Here is a 21465-nt window from a genome sequence, read left to right on the forward strand (position 1 = left end):
CATTATCATGTGAATATAAAGTTATGAATATTCACAAATAAATATTCAATAGAAATGAGTGAACTGGTTATTGGATAATGTGTTGGAGATCAAACAACTGACGAAAACATTTGGTGAACAACTTGTTTTAGATGATGTCTCGCTGTCCTTAAAAAAAGGGATGATTTACGGTTTGTTGGGTGCGAATGGTGCTGGAAAAACAACAATCATAAAAGCTATTTTTGACCTTGTAAAACCGAATAGTGGGGAGATTTATCTCTTTAACGAGAAGATGCCGCAAGCTGTGGATCAATTTAAGAAACTTGGCAGTATCATTGAAACACCTGTTTTTTATGAAAATATGACGGTAGAAGAAAATCTTCTGCTTCATTGTGACTACATGGGAGAACAGTTTAAGGTCAATGTAGATAAGGTATTACAAGATGTTGGCTTAAGTGAGGCGAAAGGGAAAATGATCGATCAGCTCTCACTAGGAATGAAACAACGTTTAGGATTAGGTCGAGCACTTTTAAATGAACCACAGCTATTGATTTTAGATGAACCGATCAATGGATTAGACCCAGAAGGAATTATTGATTTTAGAAATTTGATTTTACGTATCAATCAGACCTATGGAACCACTGTTTTGATTTCTAGCCATATCTTGATTGAAGTATTCAAAATAGCTGATACGATCGGGATTGTCGCGAAAGGTAAGCTGATTAAAGAAGTGGGTAAAAAAGAGTTGGAAGAGATGGATATGGACATTGAAGAATACTATCTATCCTTAGTTAAAGGAGGAGGGAATGAATGAGCAAACTATTAAAAATCGAATTAAAAAAAATTAATTTGAAAAGCCAAATTATTTCGTTGCTCGCGATGAACTGCATCGTCTTACTTCTTTCGATTTTTACGTCGACATTACTAGCAAATCCAAGTGAAGGTACGCCAACAGGTGTAGCTATGCAACTGACGACTTCTGAGTTAGCCCTACTGATTACACGAGCTGTTCTAATTGTATGGCAATCGATTTTGATTGTTCAAATCATTATTGAGGAGTACAAAACAAAAACAATCACCGTGTTATTTACTTATCCATATAGTAAAAAACAAATGATTCTAGCCAAATTCTTGCTTGTTTTCTTATTGACAGCCGCATTTGCCGTATTTTCTACAGTATTTCAAGAAATCAGTATTTATTTATTAAGTCGACAGCTTACATTTGTCACGTTTATGCCTGAAAGCTTATGGTCTGTAGTAATCGTGCTTATTTCTAACATTTGTTTAGGCTTTTTACCTTTATTTATTGGGATGAGGAATAGTTCGGTTATTGCAACAATCGTTTCATCATTAGTGATTGTCGTGATTGGTTCTAATTCGCAAGCTTCACCTTCAGGATTACTAGGAATTCCTGTTGTTTCGTTATTTCTGGGAGTGGTTAGCCTGATTTTGCTAGTCATAACTTATCGCTCAATGTTAGTAAAAGAAATTTAAGATTCTCAAGTTTCGTAGTCGATTTTTTTATCAAAACAGACTAAGTACACTATATTTTATATTAAGGGAGAGTATTAATCATGCCAACTAAACTTTTAGACAATTCATTTATCAAAATTCCTGATCAGTCCGTTCTAATATATGTATGGATCGGAACCATTATTTTAGGAATTATATTACTTATTATCGGATTGGTATTAGGCAAAAGAAATAAGAGTAAAAATAAAAATCTTTCTAAAGTCTTGATTTGGGGTGGGATCGTTATTGTTCTGGCTCAAGGTGCACAGCTACTAACAAGTTTACTATAGAGAAAGGGATGATAAGAATGGATCAAATGACTCGTTTTTTTGAAAATATCGGTGAAAGTTTAGGAATCAAAGTGAAATTACCAAGAGTGACGAATAAATATTCGCTCATTAGTTTGCTTGTTATGATCGTTAGCCTTGTGTGTTTAAAATTCTCATTCGTTTTTTTAATACCAGGCATTTTAGCTGGAGCAAACTTTTTGTTAGTCAATATGAAACGCTAAGAGCATGATGTACCAGTTTTTTGGGGAAAATACCGTAGCCAATTCTTTCTATTTCCCTGTTAAAACTGGTCTAGCTCTTTTAGCTTTTAAATTTAGGAGGCAAAAAATGGAGATTGAAAGTCGTACGATTTGGAGTAGGAATTTTGCTTATATCATTATGGGGCAAACCCTATCTGTTTTAGCAAATTCTGTAATGAAATTTGCGTTATCCCTATATATTTTAGATCTAACAAAGTCTGCTGCATTGTTTGGTACGCTTTTAGCAGTATCGATCATTCCAACAATTATTTTTTCCCCAATTGGTGGTGTTTTAGCAGATAATTTCAATAAAAAAAATATGATGGTTATTATGGATGGTTTGTATGCCTGTGTTGCGGTACTAGTTTACTTTTCAGTCGTTTCAAAAGCGAGTATTGCGGTCGTTGCTATTTGTTTGCTCTTGATGTCAGTTGTGTCAGCATTTGAAACGCCGATTGTCCAATCAAGTATGCCATTGTTATTTAAAGAAAATAATTTGTTGAAGGCAAACTCAGTTGTGAATCAAATTCAGTTGTTTGCAAATTTTGTTGGGCCGATTCTTGCTGGTTTTCTATATAGCTTAGTGAGAATTGAATGGATATTTATTATGTGTTTTATTTTATTCTTTGGTGCTGCGGCTATCGAATGTTTTATCAAAATTCCTATTTTGACAGTTAAATTTGAGAATGGTGCCATTGCAACGGTTATTAAAGATTTGAAAGAAAGCTGGTTGTTTATTAGGAAAGAAGAACCAGCAATTATAAAAATTATCGTAGTTTTAGGTGCTATCAGCTTCTTTATATCTGGGTTGTTATTTGTTGGTATCCCTTATATTATTCGAATCGTTTTGGATCTGGATAGTCAATATTTGGGTATCAATCAAGGCTTGATTTCTTTAGCTGGAATTGCTGGAGCTATCATGGTAGGTGTACTTTCAAAAAAATTAAATATGAAAAATAGTTATTTGATTGTTGGGTTATCGAGCCTGTTAGTTCTTCTCATGGGGGTTATTTTTATGATCGATATGCCTGCTACAGTAACGTTTGCACTATTTACATTTATGATCATGTTATTACAAGCTTTGTTTACCTTATTTTCAATTTTTGTTGTTTCTAATATACAGGCGAATACACCTGTTCAGTTAGTTGGAAAAGTAATGTCTTATGTAACGACATTAAGTTTATGTGCGCAGCCGCTTTCACAGGCTGTATATGGTTTTTTATTTGATATTTTTTCAAACTCGGTCTATATCCTATTTCTATTTACAGGGTTAGTCATGTTGTTAGTTAGCTATTTTTCAAAGAACTCGTTTAAAAATTTTAATCAATGAAAAGAGCGGTTAACACTGCAAACTAGGTGACGTTTTGTGCTTAGCTTATCACTTATAAAATGATAAGCTAAGCATTTTTTTGCATTTAAAAAGGTATAGTTTCAATCAACTCAGTTAGAGTCAAACGTTTTTCATTATTTTCTGAAAGAATTGGGGAACAAAGCCCAAATTTATAGTGCTTTTCAATAGACTGTGAAGAAAATTGAGCATTATTTTTTAAATGTGTTGAAAGAGAAATCGTTTTTCCGCTTAATGAAAATGAATAACTGTCCAAAGGAATCGATAGACCGCAACCCATTTTTTTACTAAAAGCTTCTTTCAGGGTCCAGATAGAATAAAAGGCATCTAAACGTTTTTGCTCGCTTCCTTTAGAAAAAATATAGTCTTGTTCTGAAATAGAAAAAAATGTAGCAATCTCTTTAATATTAATTTGCACCATCTTCTCAATATCTATCCCTACAGGAGCACTGCTGATTGAGCAAGCAACATAACTAGCAGAATGAGTCAAATTAAAAAAGATAGTTGGGTGAGAAATTAAGAAGGGCTTTCCCAATTTAGACGTTGAAAAAGTCAATTCAGAAAGAGTTAATCCACAATAATTGGATAGCATAGAGCGTAACAAGATGCCCGCTGTAAGTGAGCGTAGTCGGTCATCGGGGAAGCAGAATTTCGCTATTTTGTATTGCTTTTCCAATTCAAGTAAGTGGTACCATTTAGAGTAAGTATCTGTTTTTAGTGAACAATCTAGCTTCATTAAATGTGTAATTAGCATATGGACTCCTATACAAAGACTAGTGGATCGATTATTTGAAGTATCGTAAGTATATTTTACATTTTGGTAAATGTCAAATTTACATATCATTGGTATATAAGTTGTATATAAAGATGAAAAATAAGATAAAAAGAATAAGCACTAATTTTTTATTGAAAAATACGTTTGACATTTAGTGAAAAATTTAATAGAATTTGAATTAAAATAACTGAATATTCACGTGTTTAAATTCAAAAAGTAATCGCTTATGAATTTGAAATAGAATTTTCAGCCTTTTTAATATAACAAAATGGAGTGGGTTGTGAGTTGGAAAATATACTGATTAATCTATTAGGAGAAAGCGAATATGAAAAAGTTATTCATGAGTTTAATCCAAATAGAAATACGAATTATAAAGATTTGGATTTAGTAACATGGTTTGAACTGGAAGTTCAAAAACATCCGCAAAGAGATGCAGTTAGTATTAGTGGAGAGACTGTGACGTATGAACAATTAGATCAAAGAGCCAATCATATTGCCAAAATATTAGTAGAATCTGGCGTTGGACAAGAAGATCTGATTGGTATTATTTTGAATCGTTCAATTGAATTAGTTAGCACCATTTTAGGTGTTCTCAAATCAGGCGCTGCTTTTTTACCCATAGATCCTGAGAATCCAGAAGAAAGAATCAAGTATATAATCGAAGATAGCCATGTCAAACAAATAATTACAGATAACAATTCAAAAGAAAAATGGGCAACCTCACTAACTAAAAAAGTGATTAGTCCTAACTTTACTACTGCATGCAACAAAGCACCAGCTTTATCTTATTCCCCAAGTCAACTAGCATATGTTATTTATACCTCAGGTACAACAGGCAATCCTAAAGGCGTTATGGTCGAACATAAAGGCTTAGTAAATTTTATTAAGTGGAAACTTGGAACAACAAATTTTGACAAAAAAAGTGTCATGTTACAAAAAGCGACCTGTTCATTTGATGCTGCAGTGGGAGAGATTTTTTTAGGAATCTTGGGAGGTGTCAAGTTACAATTATTAACAGATCAAGAAAATAATAATTTTAGTTTGCTGCTAGATGTTATTCAAAAAAATCAAGTCACACATATGGTTATGATTCCTACAGTACTCTCTGTTTTTTTAGATTATGTGGTCGAAGTGAACAAAGAGTCTTATTTATCTTGCTTGAACACTTTATATATTGCTGGTGAAAAATTAGAAGAAACGCTAGTGAAAAAAATTTGCACAGTGACTTCTCTAAAAAAAGAGAATATTTATAATTTGTACGGCCCAACGGAAGCCTCGATCGGATCAACTTACTTTCATTTAGCTGAGCTGAAAGAGCAAACGGCTGTTTCAATTGGTAAAGGGATTGATAATGCAACAATTTATATTATGAATGGCGATCAACTTTGCGGTGTCGATGAAGCAGGAGAACTGTGTATTGGCGGTGCTGGAGTGGCTCGTGGTTATTTGAATCGTCCAGAATTAACAGCAGAAAAATTTGTTGATCATTATTTTGGTCTACCTGGGAAAATATATAGAACAGGAGACTTGGCTAAATGGCAAAGAGATGGGAATTTAGAATATTTAGGACGAATTGATGAGCAAGTCAAGATCAATGGATTAAGAATAGAACTAAGCGAAATTAAAAATACCTTAGCTAGTTATCCTAAAATTGATGATTCAGCTGTAATTGTTTCTGAAGACAATCAATTACTTGCTTATTACGTTTCTAAAGAAGACTATCAAGAAGACCATTTAAAAGCATATTTAGAGAAAAAATTACCGCTGTATATGGTTCCAAAAAGATTTATAAAAATAGCTGTATTACCTGTAAATAGTAATGGTAAATTAGACAAAGAGAAGCTCCCAGCTATTGAAGATGAACCTAGTGTTTCAGTCCAAACGATCGTAGCAGCTAAAACAGAAAACGAACGTATCCTTATTGAGGTCTTTTCAGCTGTTTTGAATAATAAAAATATTGGGTGTAATCATAACTTTTTTGAAATTGGTGGCGATTCAATCAAAGCAATTAGGATTGTCTCTAAATTAAGGGAACTTGGCTACAATTTAAGTGTTCCTACAATCATGGGTGAAAAAAATCTAGGGGCTATTGCAACTTATATGGAATCTATCCAGCTTGAATCAGTCGAACAAGATGAGCAAATGATTGTGGGGGAAACACCGTTATCTCCGATTCAACAGTACTTTTTTGAGAGTAAACTACCAGAACCAGAACATTTTAACCAGACTTTTTTATTAGAATGTGCCAATCTGCAACCTGACATTTTTGAAAAAGCGCTGCAAGCGGTTTGCAACCATCATGATTTGCTAAGAGCTGTTTATCCAGATGATAAACAAATCATCCAGGAGCCCAATAATTCAGCTTTATTTGAGATGCGTTCATTTGATTTAGCTTGTGAAAAAGCAGATGCTATTTCTGAAAAAATAGAAGAATTAAGTAACAAGCTGCAAGCAAGTTTACATTTAGCAGAGGGTCCATTGATCAAAGTGGGTATGTTTCATACAAAGGAAACATCTTACATTTCATTGATCGTCCATCATTTAATGGTAGATGGCATTTCTTGGCGTATTTTAGTAGAAGATATCAATATAGCCTATAAACAAATTTTAGAAAACAGAGCAGTTGAACTCCCAATGAAAACAGCATCGTTTTCTAAATGGTGTCAGACCTTAGAAGACTTTAGTACCTCAGAAATGCTGGAAAAAGAGCGACCGTATTGGAATAAAATCAGTAAACTAGCCCAACAAGCAAATACGCATTTGTGTGTTCCGCAAAATGATCTTGGTACTGGTTTGGATGAAATCTCGTTATCTAAAGAGTTAACAGAGAATCTTATTTTACATTCCAATAAATCATATAACACAGAAATCAATGATTTATTAGTAACAGCGTTATTTAGAACCATAAACAAACGGACTAAAGCGAACACAATCAGTGTACGAATGGAAGGACATGGCCGTGAACCAATTCATAAGCCAATCCACATTGATCGAACAATCGGTTGGTTTACAACGATATACCCAGTGGTTTGTACTGAGATCGGTAGCACTTTACAACAGGATATAAAAAGAGTCAAAGAAAATCTACGCCGTATCCCCAATCATGGTTTAGGCTATAGTATTTTAGACTGCTATGACGAGCAATTTGAAGGAGTCCAAACTGAAATAACGTTTAATTATCTAGGCGATTTTGAACAAGAATCATCTGATTATGCGATTCAAATCAATCAAGTTGAATATGGCTATCAAATCGCAGAAAATAACCATTTTGGGACGCCAATTTCGATCGATGGTTCATTGAATAATGGGATTATTTCGTTTGTTTTCATTTATGATAAATCACAATGCAGTGAAGCCATGATTAATGAGTTGAAACTATCCTTTGAAGAAGAATTAGCATCAGTAGTAGACCATTGTCTTAATCACGCATTACCGGAAAAAACAGCTTCTGATTTTGGTGAGACCGAATGGAATGAAGAAGAATTTAGACGCGTAGAAATAGCTTTTGCAAAGCAGAATGCTCAAATTGAAAAAATTTACCCTTTAACACCACTACAAGAAGGGCTATTGTTTCATGAATTCGAACAACAATCAGCAAGTGCCTATATCGTTCAGTCCTTGTATGGATTAGGCGATATCAAGGTAGCAGAGTTTAAACAAGCACTTAATTTGTTGGTACAAAAGCATAGTGCGTTAAGAACGACTATTGTTTATAAAGAGGTTAGTGTTCCTAGACAGGTTATTCGTCAACAAGCTATTTGTGCTATTGAAATCATTGATTTGACAGAGTGTTTAGCGAATGAGAAGGCTTTAGAAGCAATCAAAAAAGCAAATATCCAACGAGGTTTTGATCTTGAAACAGATGCTTTATTTCGAATTAAGTTAATAAAGAGTGCGCCAAATAATTACAAAATGTTGATGAGTTTCCATCATATTATTTTGGATGGATGGTGTAATGCCATCTTACTGAATGACTTACGAGACTTCTATGATCAATTATTGGCAGGACAGATTTACGAAGATATCAAGCAAAGACTTGAGCCAGATTATGCTCATGCGGACTATGTGAGTTATTTAATGGAGAGGCCAACGTCTGAGTCAAAAGAATATTGGCATAGATTACTAGAAGATTATACAACGGTTGCAAGTATTTTACCGACAAATGCGATAACTGTCACTTCTGACCAAAATCAAGTCAAACATATTTTGAATACGCGAGACAGTGAGCAGATTCGATCTTTAGCAAAGTCATTAAATACAACCGTTAATACCATTTTTGAAGCAGCTTGGGGACTGTTATTGCAAAACTATACCAATACTGAGGATGTTGTTTTTGGTCAAGTCGTTTCAGGTAGAAATAGTCCAATCGCTAATATTGAGGATAAAGTTGGCTTGTTTATCAATACGATCCCAGTTAGAGTACAAAATCAAAAAAATACTGACTTTAAGACAGTTGTTACTAATTTGCACATACAATTGAATCAAAGTGGTGCCTATGACTTATATCCCTTAAGTGAGATTCAAAAAGAACATAAGCTAGGAAATAAGCTTGTACAAACAATCGTTGCGTTTGAAAACTATGAGGAAAATGAGTCACCTAAACAAAAAACACCGCAATTTTTATTAGAAGATATTAGAGAAGAGACAAACTATGATCTGACCTTATCCATTCAAAATGGTGAAACATTCGCAATCAGCCTTTTATTTGATGTTGCAAAATATACAGAGCAAGGCGTAGATCACATTCTGACCTATTTTTGTCAATTGGTGAAATCAGTGATAAAAGCGCCAGCACAGCCAATTTCGACAATTGATTTTCTTCCGAAGAATCAGCGAGAATTGATTACCAATCATTTCAATCAAACACCTACAAGTTATCCTGAAAATCGTTCGATTACGGAAATGTTCACAGAAGTTTTATCAAACTATCAAAACCAAACTGCCGTTTCTTCTGAGGACCAAGAATTGACTTATGAACAATTGGATCAACGTTCAACGAATTTAGCACATAAATTGAGAAGTCTTGGTGTTGTCACAGGAGATTTAGTGGCTGTTGTGGCAGAACGGAAAGTAGAAACGGTCATGCTTTTTTTAGGAATTTTAAAAGCTGGTGGGGCATACTTACCAATCGATAGTAATAGTCCGATAGAAAGAATCAATTTCGTTCTCGAAGATGCTAAATGTAAAGTGTTGTGTGATTTTGGACAACAATTAAGTGATACGGAAGAACTTGTGACTTGCACAGTTATTACAAATGAAGCTTTTGATACTGTGGACACAACTAACGCACTCCCTCAAAATAGTGCAGAAGATTTAGCTTATGTTATCTACACTTCTGGTACAACGGGGGTTCCTAAAGGGGTTATGATCACGCATAAAAATGTCTTGCGCTTGGTTAAAAATACAAATTATGTTGATTTTAAAGATACGCATATTTTGCAAACAGGTTCTCTAACTTTTGATGCTTGTACCTTTGAAATCTGGGGGGCATTATTAAACGGCGGCGCCTTATTTATGACGACGGCTAATGTGTTGATGGATCCAAAATCTTTAGAAAATGTCATCGTATCGCAAAAAATCAATACGTTGTTTATGACGACCTCGTTGTTTGTCAACGTTGTGGAAATGCATCCGATAGCCTTTCATTCATTGAAACGAGTACTCGTTGGTGGGGAAAAGATTGTTGCGTCCCCAGTCAAACGCTTTAAGGAATATAATCCAGCAGTCAGTATCTGTAATATTTATGGGCCAACTGAAAATACGACTTTTTCTTTGTATGAAGATTTAGACTATGACATTGAGACGCTTATACCGATTGGAAAACCGATCTCAAATACTACAGCTTATGTCATGAAAAATGACCAATTATGCGGCATCGGAATTCCAGGAGAGCTGTATTTAGGCGGAGCAGGTTTGGCAAAAGGCTATTTAAATTTGAAAGACAGTACAGAAGCAAAATTTATACATTCTGATTCAAATCAGCGGTTATATAAAACAGGAGATCTTGCTCGCTGGCTTGAGGATGGTTCGATCGATTATCTTGGACGCGTAGATGATCAAGTGAAAATAAGAGGGTTTAGGATTGAATTAGAAGGCATCACAACAGTCATTAAACAACTTCCGTATGTGAGTAATGCAATGACGATTATTTTCGAAGAAAACGGACAAAAAGAGATTTGTTCGTATGTCCAATTAGAAGAGCCAGTAGAGATTGAATTGATTCGTCATGAGTTATTACTGAAATTACCACATTATATGGTACCTAAAGTCATCATGCACGTTGAAAAACTTCAACTCAATAAAAACGGAAAAACCGATAAATTATCTTTGCCGACACCTGAAATATCAGAGACCGCACATTTTATAGCACCACGAAATGAAGCAGAGTACATTGTTTGTGAAACATTTGCTGAAATTTTGTCACTGGAAAATGTCAGTGTGACTGATGATTTCTTCAAGTTAGGTGGGCATTCACTTAAAGTAATGCAGTTGTCAGGGCAGTTAGCTACAAAAACTGGCATTAAATTAACCTTAGAGGACATTATGACCGGCCGAACAGTTGAGAAGATTGCATTCAACCTACAAAAAGGAGAAACTTATCGTCCAATCGAACCAGGAACGAGTTTGGAAGTAAGCCCGGCTCAAAAGCGGATCCTTTTAGTAGAGGAAACCTTGAACAATAGTACAACATATAATATTCCAGTTGTCTTAACAATCGAAGGTGAGCTGTCTATTGAAAAATTACAAGCTGCTTTACAGCATTTAAGTGAAAAGTATGAAATTTTAAGAACTACCTTTACCTTTAAAGAAGGTCGCTATAGTCAAACCATTGCGAATAAAATAACGATTCCAATATCTAGTTCAGTTGTTAAGAAAGAGGAATTAGACCAGGCTATTTTTGATTGGATTGAACCATTTGATCTAGTCAACGGTCCTTTGATCAAAGGACACGTATTCTCTATTTTACCGCAGGAACAGATTGTGGTTGTGGATATCCACCATGCTATTTTTGATGGTGAATCGATTCCGACCTTTGTTGCCGAATTAGCCGCCTTTTATAATGGAGAAGAAACAAGGGAAATCGGGATTCAGTATAGAGATTATAGTTCATGGAAAAATCAATTGGATTTACAAAAACAAGAAGAATTTTGGCTGGATACATTAGCTGATGCAGAATTAAATACGGAGTTTCCAACTGATTTTAGCAGAGGCTCCGAAGCAAGTTACGCAGGGAAAAGTTTTGCAGTCGAACTGCCAGAAAAACTGAAGCAAAAGATTCAAGAGTTTTGTAAACAACAAGGAATCACTAGCTATATATTTTATGCTGCATTATTTAATTTACTCCTTTCACGATATACCAGAAAAACAGAAATCATTACAGGAACAGCCATTTCAGGTCGGAATCATCCAGATTTGGAACAAATGTTAGGAATGTTTGTAAATACGGTCGCATTAAAACAAGAAGTTGATTCTGATGTTGCATTTACGGATTATGTAAAACAAGTGCAAGCTAATTTCTTTGAAGTTTTTAATAATCAGGATTATCCGTTTGAAAAATTAGTAGAAAAACTTGAAATTAAGCCAAGTCAAACACGGAATCCAATCTTTGATGTGATGTTTTCTTACGAAAACATTGAAGATGTTCATTATTCATTGGGTACGGCTAAGATGAGTTATTATGAACTGCCGAATAATACAGCGAAATTTGATTTAACATTAACGATCAAAGAGCATGCTGAGCAAGTATCAATCAATTGGGATTACAATTTCCAGTTATTCAAAGAAGAAACAATGAAAAAAACATCAGAACATTTTATCATGTTGCTCACGAATGCACTTGATCAGCCAAAAAGTCCCTTAACTGAACTTTCAATGATCGATCAATCAGAAAAAGAAAAAATTTGTTACACATTTAATAACCAAGAACAAACCTCATTGCAGCATGAGACGATTATTTCTTGGTTTGAAGAAAATGTTATAAAATACCCAGACCGTATTGCCGTAGGTATTGAGACGACCGAGGTCACCTATGCTGAATTGAACGAAATGGCAAATGGGATTGCCAAGAGATTAAAAGAAGCAGGTGTGAAAAGACAAGATGTTGTTGGCTTATTATTCCATCGTTCGATTGAATTTGTAGCAGCGATTTATGGTGTATTAAAGATAGGGGCGATGTATCTACCAATTGATGTTGAACTACCAACAAAGAGAATTGATTATATTTTAGAAAATAGTCAGGCAAAAGTGATCTTAACGAACGGGTGGTCGAATTCTTCAGCTATCCAAACGATTGTGGTATCATCGATCGATCGAACAGCAGAAAATTTAGCCTTAAATTGTTCCGGCGAAGATTGTGCCTATATTATTTATACTTCTGGCAGTACTGGACATCCTAAAGGTGTCAAAATCAGACACAATAGTTTGATCAACTTGATTGAATGGCAAAAAGAACAAGGGAAAGTGAATGACCAAAGCGTTATCTTACAAAAAGCAACGTGCTCCTTTGATGCATCGGTATGGGAGATTTTCTTAGCTACATTATCTGGTGCAAAACTACAAATGCTGACAGAAGATGAAAATCAAGATTATGCTAGATTGCTACAAGTGATCCAAACCAAACAGGTCACCCATACACTGATGGTTCCCACTGTTTTTGATTCTATTTTAGAGTATATGAAAGCAGAAAATTTGGCTGAAGCGTTAGATGGACTGGAAAAAATCTATCTAGGTGCAGAAGCTTTAACGACACAATTATTAGAGAAATATGCTGAAGTTACTCAAAACAAAAGGAATCTAACCAAAATCACGAATTTGTACGGTCCAACTGAGATAACCGTTTGTGCTACTTTTTATGAAGTACAGGTTGAAGATTTAAATGATCGTATCGCCATTGGACAACCTATTCAAAATACACAGGTTTATATTATGAATGAAGAAAAACTGTGTGGAATCGATGTTGTAGGAGAAATTTGTGTCGGCGGGGCTGGCGTATTCAAAGAATATTTAGGCTCTGAAAGTCAAACGATGGAAAAACTAATTCCTAGTATCGTTAAGGAAAACGACTATCTCTATCGAACAGGAGATCTCGGAAAAGTAGATGAAAAGGGGCAAATTCACTATCTTGGACGAATCGATAAACAGGTTAAAATTCGTGGGTTTAGAATTGAAATCGAAGAAATTGAAAAAGAATTATTGAAACAGCCAATGATTTCAAGTGCGGCAGTGATCGTCAATGAGCGTCTAGGAAGCCCACAATTATGTGCCTATTTAGTAAGTGAATCAACCTTAACGATTCCAGCGATCTTGGCAGAGCTAAAAGACGTATTCCCTGATTATATGATTCCAAGTTTTATCAAACAAATTGATGAACTGCCTAAAAATCACAATGGTAAATTAGATGAAAAGGCCTTACAAGAAATCCCAATTGAGTATCACACAACAATCGTTCCACCATCAACCAAAGATGAGGCAAAACTATTACCGCTATTTAAAGAGGTCTTAAATGTTGACAATATTGGTATAACGGATAGCTTCTTTGAACTTGGCGGCTATTCGATCAAGGCAGTTGAGCTAACAAGAAGAATCGAAAATGAATTTAGCTTAAGAGTATCTCTAAAAGATATTATGAAAGAACAAAACGTGAAAAACATTGCGAAAATGATTAAGAAAAAAAATAAAAAAGTTTTTCAACCGTTACTAAAAGCTGCTGAGGAGTGCCTAGATGAGTAAAAAATATTTAATGAGTTCCAATCAAAGAAGAATTTATACACTTGAAAAAACACAAGAATCGAGCGTTACGTATAATATGCCGATTATTTTGAAACTTGAAAAAGAGCTGGACTATAACCGCTTAAATCAGGCATTTAATCAGTTATGTGAAAGGCATGAAGCGTTCCGAACAAGTTTCTCGATTGAAAAAGATAAATTTGTCCAAAACATACATCCGCCAGAAATCAGACAAATCGAAAGAATCAAAGGGGATACCAAGAATGAAATGATTGAACAATTTGTTCGACCCTTCGATTTGAACCAAGCACCTCTAATCAGATTAGGAATAGGCAAAGATCAAGAGGGATATACACTGGTGATTATCGATGTTCACCATATTATTTCAGATGGTACCTCGACAGGGATTTTATTAGAAGAATTAAGTGAGCTTTATGATGGAAATGAAATGGACCCAGTTGACCTTCACTATAAAGACTTTTCGGCTTGGCAAAATAGTATAGATTTAGAAGAGCAAGCAGAATTTTGGGAAGCAGAATTTTTCGAACCTTTACCAGAAACAGAGCTGCCAGTTGATTTTAAAAAGCAAAAGAGCCAAAAAGTGAAAGGGAATCATGTAGAGATGAAACTTGATGCTTCGATCAAAGCAAAAATCGAAGCATTCAATAAACAAAAGCAAACAACAAGTTTCATGATCTATTTGACCGCTTTGATGATTTTTCTTACCAAGTTAAATCGTCAAGATCGTGTAGTAATTGGAACTGCTGCACAAGGGCGTAATCATCCTTCAGCACAAGAAATGATCGGCATGTTTGTTAATACTTTGCCAATCATTGGTACTATCGATGATCAGAAAAATTTTACCGAGATCTTAGAAGATGTGAAAAATAAAAGCCTAGATGTTTTTGAAAACCAGGATTATCCGTACGAAAAAATCGCCGCATTAGCTCCTAAAAATCCGATTTTTGATGTGATGTTTTCTTATGAAGTCGGTTATGATGAAACAGTCTATTTAGGTGGTCAACTTGCAAAAATGGAGCAAATTCAGCTAGAGGTGTCAAAATTTGATTTGACGGTCACATTGATCGAGCATGAGACAGACTATACAATCAATTGGGAGTACAATACGGAGCTGTTTAAAGAAGCGACAATTCAGCGATTGGCAGACTATTTTGGTGTGTTGTTAGCTAATTTATTAGCAGAGTCTGAACAGCCTGTTTGCGAGCTTCAATATTTAAATCTGGCACAGATCACTGAAATAAAAGAAACCTTTAATCATTCAAACAGTCACGTCAATCAAGAGGATTTTATTTCACCAATTGAGCAATTTGAAGCGCAAGTACGAAAAAATCCAGAGAAAATGGCTGTTCATTATTTACAAGAACAACTAACTTACAAAGCGTTAAACGAACGAGCAAATGCGGTAGCAAAAGAATTGAAAGCGGAACGGGTCGGGAAAAATGATGTAGTTGCCTTGATCGTTGAACAAACTGCGGAGCTGATAGTAGGTATTCTTGGCATTTTAAAGGCTGGTGCTGCGTATCTCCCAATTACACCAACGACACCGATCGAACGGATCAACTATATCATAAAAGACAGTCAAGCCAAGGCAGTTCTATGTTCACCAACAACGAATCAGCTGGTTGGGAAAGCACTTATTTGCAAACCAACGATTCTACAAGCGGAAAAAAGCCGCCGAGAATCTGTTGAAAGAGAGGCTGTTGCAGGTTCAGATCTAGCCTATATTATTTATACTTCAGGTAGTACTGGAAAGCCGAAAGGTGTAATGATTGAAAATCATTCTTTGATGAACTTGATAGAATGGCAAGAAAAAGAAGGCAATGTAACTGAAAATAGCGTGATTTTACAAAAAGCAATCTATACGTTTGATGCCTCTGTCTGGGAGATTTTTCTAGCACTGCTTTCAGGTGCTTCACTACAAATGTTATCACCGCAACAACACGATGATTTTGGTCAATTACTGGATGTATTTGAAAAGAATCACGTGACACATTTCCTGTTAGTACCAACATTTCTAGAAGCCTTATTAAACTACACGAAAGAAAATAAACGTGAAAAAGCATTTGAACAGATTGAAGCAGCCTATGTAGGCGCTGAAAAAGTGACGAATTTGTTACTTAATCAATTTGTGAGCTGTACGAACAAGAAATTGTCGATCATTCGTAACTTATATGGACCGACAGAAGGAACGGTTTGTGCAACGTATTATCGCTATCCAGATCAGTTGGATAACCAAGATACACTGATAGGAAGTCCTATCCAACAAGCCCAAGTGTACGTGATGAATAACCAGACATATTGTGGTGTTGGAATTCCAGGAGAGTTATGTATCGGGGGTGCTGGTGTTGCCAGAGGTTATTTAAATCAACCAGAATTAACTGCTAAACAATTCGTGTCATTAGAGGACCAAGTGATTTATAAAACAGGTGATTTAGGGAAATATAGAGCTGATGGCTCGATCGATTATCTTGGACGAATCGATCAGCAAGTGAAAATCCGTGGATTTCGTGTGGAGTTAGCGGAAGTCAAGCAAACACTCTTACAAGTGCCAGAAGTAATCTCTGCCGCTGTGACAGTCAGAGTGCAAAAAGAGACAACCTATCTTTGCGCCTATATTGTGACACAACAGTTAGTGGCAGAAAGTACCTTAAAAGATTATTTGGGCCGAACATTACCAGATTATATGGTACCGAATTATTTCATTTTCTTAGAGAAATTACCCATCACTGCAAATGGTAAATTGGATGAAAAACAACTGCCTGAGCCTAAGATAACGAAAGGAAAAGCCTTTTTAAACCCAACAACAGAAACCGAAGAACAAGCAGTGGCTTTGTTCAAAGAGATTTTACAATTAGAGAAAGTCAACCTGTTAGATAGTTTTTATGAACTAGGCGGCGATTCAATTAAAGCAATCCGCATCGTTTCCAAAGCGAGAGAACTTGAGTATCAATTAACCGTTAAAGAAATCATGCAAGCAGGAACCATCAAAGAAATAGCACAGAAAATGAAGCCGATCACTCGAAAAATGGCTCAAGAAATGGTTACAGGCATAGTACCACGTAGCCCGATACAAGAATTTTTTTATTCAAGTTTATTAGACAAGCCAGAACATTTTAACCAGTCACTGATTTTAGAAACAAACTCTTCCTTAGATGAAATGCTGTTGAAAAAAGCTTTAGATGAAATTGTTCAGCATCACGATCTGCTTAGAATGACGGTGGATCAAGAAATGGAACAAAGAATTGAAGCCTGGGAGCCAACAAAAAACTATGAGTTTCATTCTTTCCAGCTAAATGAGAGTGTGCTGGATATAGCGAAAGAACTCCATACAATCGGAGCACCTTTTCAAGCAATGTTTACATTTGAGCGATCGCCGCTACTTAGGATTTTAGTTTTTCACACTAAAAATAAGACCTATCTTTGGGTTCAAATGCACCATTTGATCGTGGATGCTGTTTCATGGCAAATCTTTATTGAAGATTTAAATAATAGCTATGAACAGTTGAAGAAGGGCCAAAGAATCCAACTTCCACAAAAAACAATTTCTTATTCAGCTTGGAGTGCTGGCTTGAGTGAGCTAACAACGCGATATGAAATCAGCAAAGATGAGGCCTATTGGCAAGAAATCAATCAGAAAATTGCCCACACAGCGATTTTTGATCGTGACAGTCCTTCGATTCAAAGCCATACAATGACCTTTGCGTTAGGAATAGCAGAAACCAAGCAGCTTCGCTTTGAAGCAAACAAGGCGTTTTCTACGGAAATCAGCGATTTACTGTTGACGGCCTTGGCTAACGCTTTAGAAACGACTGTTGGTCAATCTAGTCTTTCTATTACATTAGAAGGTCACGGTCGTGAATTTTTTGACTCAATAGGCTCTGTTGACAGAACGATTGGTTGGTTTACTTCGATGTATCCTCTAGTAGTTACAGTGGCAAAAACGTTACCTGAAACAATTAAAAGTGTGAAAGAATCGATTCGAAAAATACCTAATAAAGGGATGAGTTACGGTTTACTAAGAACATATACTGATAAAATCACAAATAAAAAAACAGATGTGGTCTTTAATTATCTTGGAGAGCTAGGCGAAAGAGTAGAGGGGACAAAGCCATTTACCATCAGTACCATTAAAAATGTAAAGGATAGTGCTAAAGAAAATACGATCGGAAGCCCGTTGTCTGTGAACTGCTATATTCAAAATGGACAATTGATTACTGATTTAGTCTATATGGAACCGATTCTTTCACATGAACAAATGCTTGCAATCAGTAATAGCTATCAAGAAGAACTCACTGCCGTTGCAACTTATTGCGCAACGATTGCGAAACCACAAAAAACCGCTTCTGATCTAGGTGAGCTTTCATGGAATCAGGTTGAATTTGATATTGCACAACAAAAAGCAGAGGAACTTGGCATTGGGGAAATGCAGCGCATCATTCCATTAACTTCAATGCAAGAAGGGTTACTATACCATAAATTATTGGATGAAACTTCGACCAGTTATGTTATTCAATGTTCTTACGATGTAAACGGGCAAATGAATGACAGCATACTTATAGAAAGTTTAAAAGTACTTGCTGAAAAACATCCTGCATTGAAAACCAATATCATGTATAAAGATATCAAAAATCCAAGACAAGTGATCTTTGCGAATCGTTTATTGGAAAGTGCAAGATTGGACTTTTCTAAAGATAGAAACGCCGATGAACGATTTATACAATTCAAAATCGCAGATGTAGAAAGAGGTTTTGATTTAGAGCAAGAGGCACTATTTAGAGTGACGTTGGTAGATTTGCCAAAAGGGCAACGACTTATTTTCACGTTTCATCATATTATTATGGATGGTTGGTGTTTGTCGATTGTTTTGAATGATTGGATGCAGATTTATGAAGCGTTACAAAGTGGTGAAGAACCAATCACTTTGGCTCAAATTGAACCGGATACGGTGTACGAAGACTATGCAAGAACAGTAGCTGACTTAGATAAAAAAGCAAGCTTAGGTTATTGGGAAAACTTACTAGAAGGATACGAAACACAGGCTAGTTTTACAGGAATGTATCCTAAAAGTGAGAACAATGCTGAGGTCAAAGCGATTTTTGAATCACTTTCGCAAGAAGAAACAAAGGTACTTCAAGCGTTTGCTAAACAAAATAACGTTACATTAAACACGATTGTCGAGGCAATTTGGGGTCTTATCTTACAACGTTATAATCATACAGATGATGTCGTTTTCGGGAAAATGGTTTCTGGTAGAAACTTACAATTAGCAGGAATTGAGCAAGCTGTGGGCTTATTTATCAATGCCATTCCTGTTAGAGTGAAAACGGAGGAAAGTGATTCGTTCGCAACTTTGGTCAAAACGATTCAACAACAATCGATCGAAAGTGATGAGCATACGTATTGTTCCTTATCTGAAATTCAAAATAGAAGCTTATTGGGCAAAGAATTGATCCATACAATCGTGGTTTTTGAAAATTTTGCTGTTCAAGAAGCCAATGAAGCAGTAAATTTACTAGGGGAAATGGAAGACTATCGCGAACAAACCAGTTATCCAATCTCTTTAAGTGTGGGTGCCTCAGATGAGTTGAGTTTTAAATTAATGTTTGACGAACGCTTATTTACAGAAGTCGAGGCCAAGCTTATTTTATCTCGCATTAGTTGTGCTTTAAAAGAGCTAGTGCAAAATCCAACATTGAATTGTGAGGATTTTTCTCTAGTGAATGCAGCGGAACAAGAACAAGTAGTCGTTGATTTTAATCCAAAAGAACAAGAGAAAAATAGCTATCCGACTATTCTAAGTGCGTTAAAAGAGCAAGCGAGTGCGTGTCCTGAGCAAATCGCCGTTGTGTTTGAACAAGAGCAGCTGACCTATGCTCAATTAGAAGAAAAATCAACACTTCTAGCAAAACGTCTAGTTGCAGCAGATATAGGGAAAACAGGCTTTATTGGTTTATATAGTGAGCGAACGATCGAAATGGTGGTTGGAATTTATGGAATCATGAAGGCTGGAGCAGCATATATTCCGCTTTCACCAACATTGCCGGAAGAAAGAATTGCTTATATTCTAGCAGATAGCGGGATTGAGTTTGTATTGAATGGAACAAAGGAGCATTTGCCGGCAATAGAAGCTTCTGTACTCGATTTTACAGTGACTAGTTTACAAAGCAACCTATTCGATCAAACACTATTACCTGAGCTTACGCCTGATGACAAGGCTTATGTGATCTATACTTCTGGTACAACAGGTAATCCTAAAGGGGTCACAGTTGGACATGCTTCTTTGATGAATTTAGTCCATTGGCAAACGAACTATTTTGAGCTTGATGGGAGTCAGACGATTTTACAGCAATTTTCATTTATCTTTGATGGTTCAGTATTTGAATTATTTGCAGGGTGCTTAGTGGGCGGAACGTTGGAAATTATATCAGACGAAGTCAAAAATGATCCTGATCGTTTCCTGAAAAAATTAGATCAAAAAATCTTGATCACAGTTCCCTCTGTCTTTAAACTGTTATTGGAATTTGCAGAAGAAAATGACCGTCAGCATGAAATCAATCAACTAAGCAAAGTCGGATTAGCTGGAGAAGCCACTACCATGGCGTTAGTTGAGAAGTTTTATCACGTGATGACGCAAGGGAAAACAGCTCTTTATAATCTCTACGGTCCAACGGAAACAACTGTCTGCGCGTCAGCCTATCAAGTAACCAATCAATTATACAAATCAGTACCGATTGGTCAAGCGATTGCTAACTCTAAGTTGTTTGTCTTCCAAAAAGATAAGTTGTGCGGCATTGGTATGCTAGGTGAATTGTGTATCAGTGGAGATAATTTAGCATTGGATTATGTAAATAACCCACAGACGACCACTGAAAAATTTGTGCAAAATCCTGTGATACCGACAGAGCGGATGTATCGTTCGGGTGATTTAGTGAGATGGCAGGAAGATGGTGTGATTCAATATGTAGGACGAATTGATGAGCAAGTCAAAATTCGTGGTTTTAGAATTGAATTAGGTGAAATCGAAAACCAATTAGGCTTAATTCCAGCTGTGTGGGATGCTTGTGTGATCACACGAATGGTCAATCAAGAGCTAGCTATTTGTGCTTATATTGTTACAAATAAAACAGTGACAGTTTCCGAGATCAAAGAACTGTTGAAAAAGGTGTTGCCGGATTATATGGTCCCAGCGTATATCACAATGGTTGACAAGTTGCCTGTGACAAAAGCAGGTAAAATCGATAAACGAAATCTACCTGAACCCGAACAAGTGCAACGTGTTTCTTATGAAGCGCCAAGAGATGAAACGGAAGCTGCGATTTGCGGTTTGTTCGAAGAACTATTGGACGTCGAGCAAGTTGGGCTCAATGACGATTTCTTTGAATTAGGCGGACATTCTTTAAAAGCTGTTCATTTAGCCAATGGGATTTCAAAATTCTCAGGCGTAAAGGTTCCTTTAAGCGATATTCTTCAAGAAAAAAATGTTCGAAGTTTAGCAGAAAAAATCAAAGAATTAGTAGCTACAGGATCGTTGGCACTTGATAGCATTGAAATTGTGGATGATGAGGAGTTGTAAAG

Annotated in this window: 8 protein-coding genes; 7 read left to right on the forward strand and 1 reads right to left on the reverse strand. The window is 35.9% G+C overall.

Annotation, left to right across the window (positions count from 1 at the left end):
* The first annotated feature begins 79 nt into the window (after window positions 1-79).
* From IGJ50_RS02160 to IGJ50_RS02180, 5 genes are all read left to right on the forward strand, one after another.
* Complete coding sequence (locus tag IGJ50_RS02160; RefSeq protein WP_429950011.1) at window positions 80-793, forward strand: ABC transporter ATP-binding protein; 714 nt, start codon at window positions 80-82, stop codon at window positions 791-793.
* Window positions 790-1473, forward strand: coding sequence for an ABC transporter permease (locus tag IGJ50_RS02165; RefSeq protein WP_069639367.1), 684 nt, complete (start codon window positions 790-792; stop codon window positions 1471-1473). Before IGJ50_RS02160 ends, IGJ50_RS02165 begins: the two co-directional genes overlap by 4 nt.
* Window positions 1474-1553: 80 nt before the next feature.
* A complete protein-coding gene (locus IGJ50_RS02170) occupies window positions 1554-1781 on the forward strand; it encodes a hypothetical protein (protein ID WP_069639368.1) in 228 nt (75 codons plus the stop codon).
* 17 nt (window positions 1782-1798) lie between these two features.
* Entirely contained in the window at window positions 1799-2002 is a 204-nt protein-coding gene (locus IGJ50_RS02175; protein WP_069639369.1) for a hypothetical protein, read from the forward strand.
* A gap of 106 nt (window positions 2003-2108) precedes the next feature.
* Window positions 2109-3350 (forward strand): MFS transporter, encoded by a 1242-nt coding sequence (locus tag IGJ50_RS02180; protein WP_429948673.1) that lies wholly within the window; start codon window positions 2109-2111, stop codon window positions 3348-3350.
* 85 nt (window positions 3351-3435) lie between these two features.
* Here IGJ50_RS02180 and IGJ50_RS02185 read toward each other — a convergent pair whose 3' ends face one another.
* Window positions 3436-4212, reverse strand: coding sequence for a 4'-phosphopantetheinyl transferase superfamily protein (locus IGJ50_RS02185; RefSeq protein ID WP_083244311.1), 777 nt, complete (start codon window positions 4210-4212; stop codon window positions 3436-3438).
* A 216-nt stretch (window positions 4213-4428) separates the two neighbouring features.
* Between IGJ50_RS02185 and IGJ50_RS02190 the strand changes: the two genes are divergently transcribed.
* Both IGJ50_RS02190 and IGJ50_RS02195 read left to right on the forward strand, forming a co-directional pair.
* The gene (locus tag IGJ50_RS02190; RefSeq protein ID WP_429948675.1) at window positions 4429-13872 is read left to right on the forward strand and encodes an amino acid adenylation domain-containing protein; all 9444 of its coding nucleotides are present in this window, start codon (window positions 4429-4431) and stop codon (window positions 13870-13872) included.
* Window positions 13865-21463 (forward strand): amino acid adenylation domain-containing protein, encoded by a 7599-nt coding sequence (locus IGJ50_RS02195; RefSeq protein ID WP_429948677.1) that lies wholly within the window; start codon window positions 13865-13867, stop codon window positions 21461-21463. Before IGJ50_RS02190 ends, IGJ50_RS02195 begins: the two co-directional genes overlap by 8 nt.
* Window positions 21464-21465: the final 2 nt, after the last annotated feature.

This window comes from Enterococcus sp. AZ101 (genome assembly GCF_050499005.1).
GTDB lineage: Bacteria > Bacillota > Bacilli > Lactobacillales > Enterococcaceae > Enterococcus_L > Enterococcus_L ureilyticus.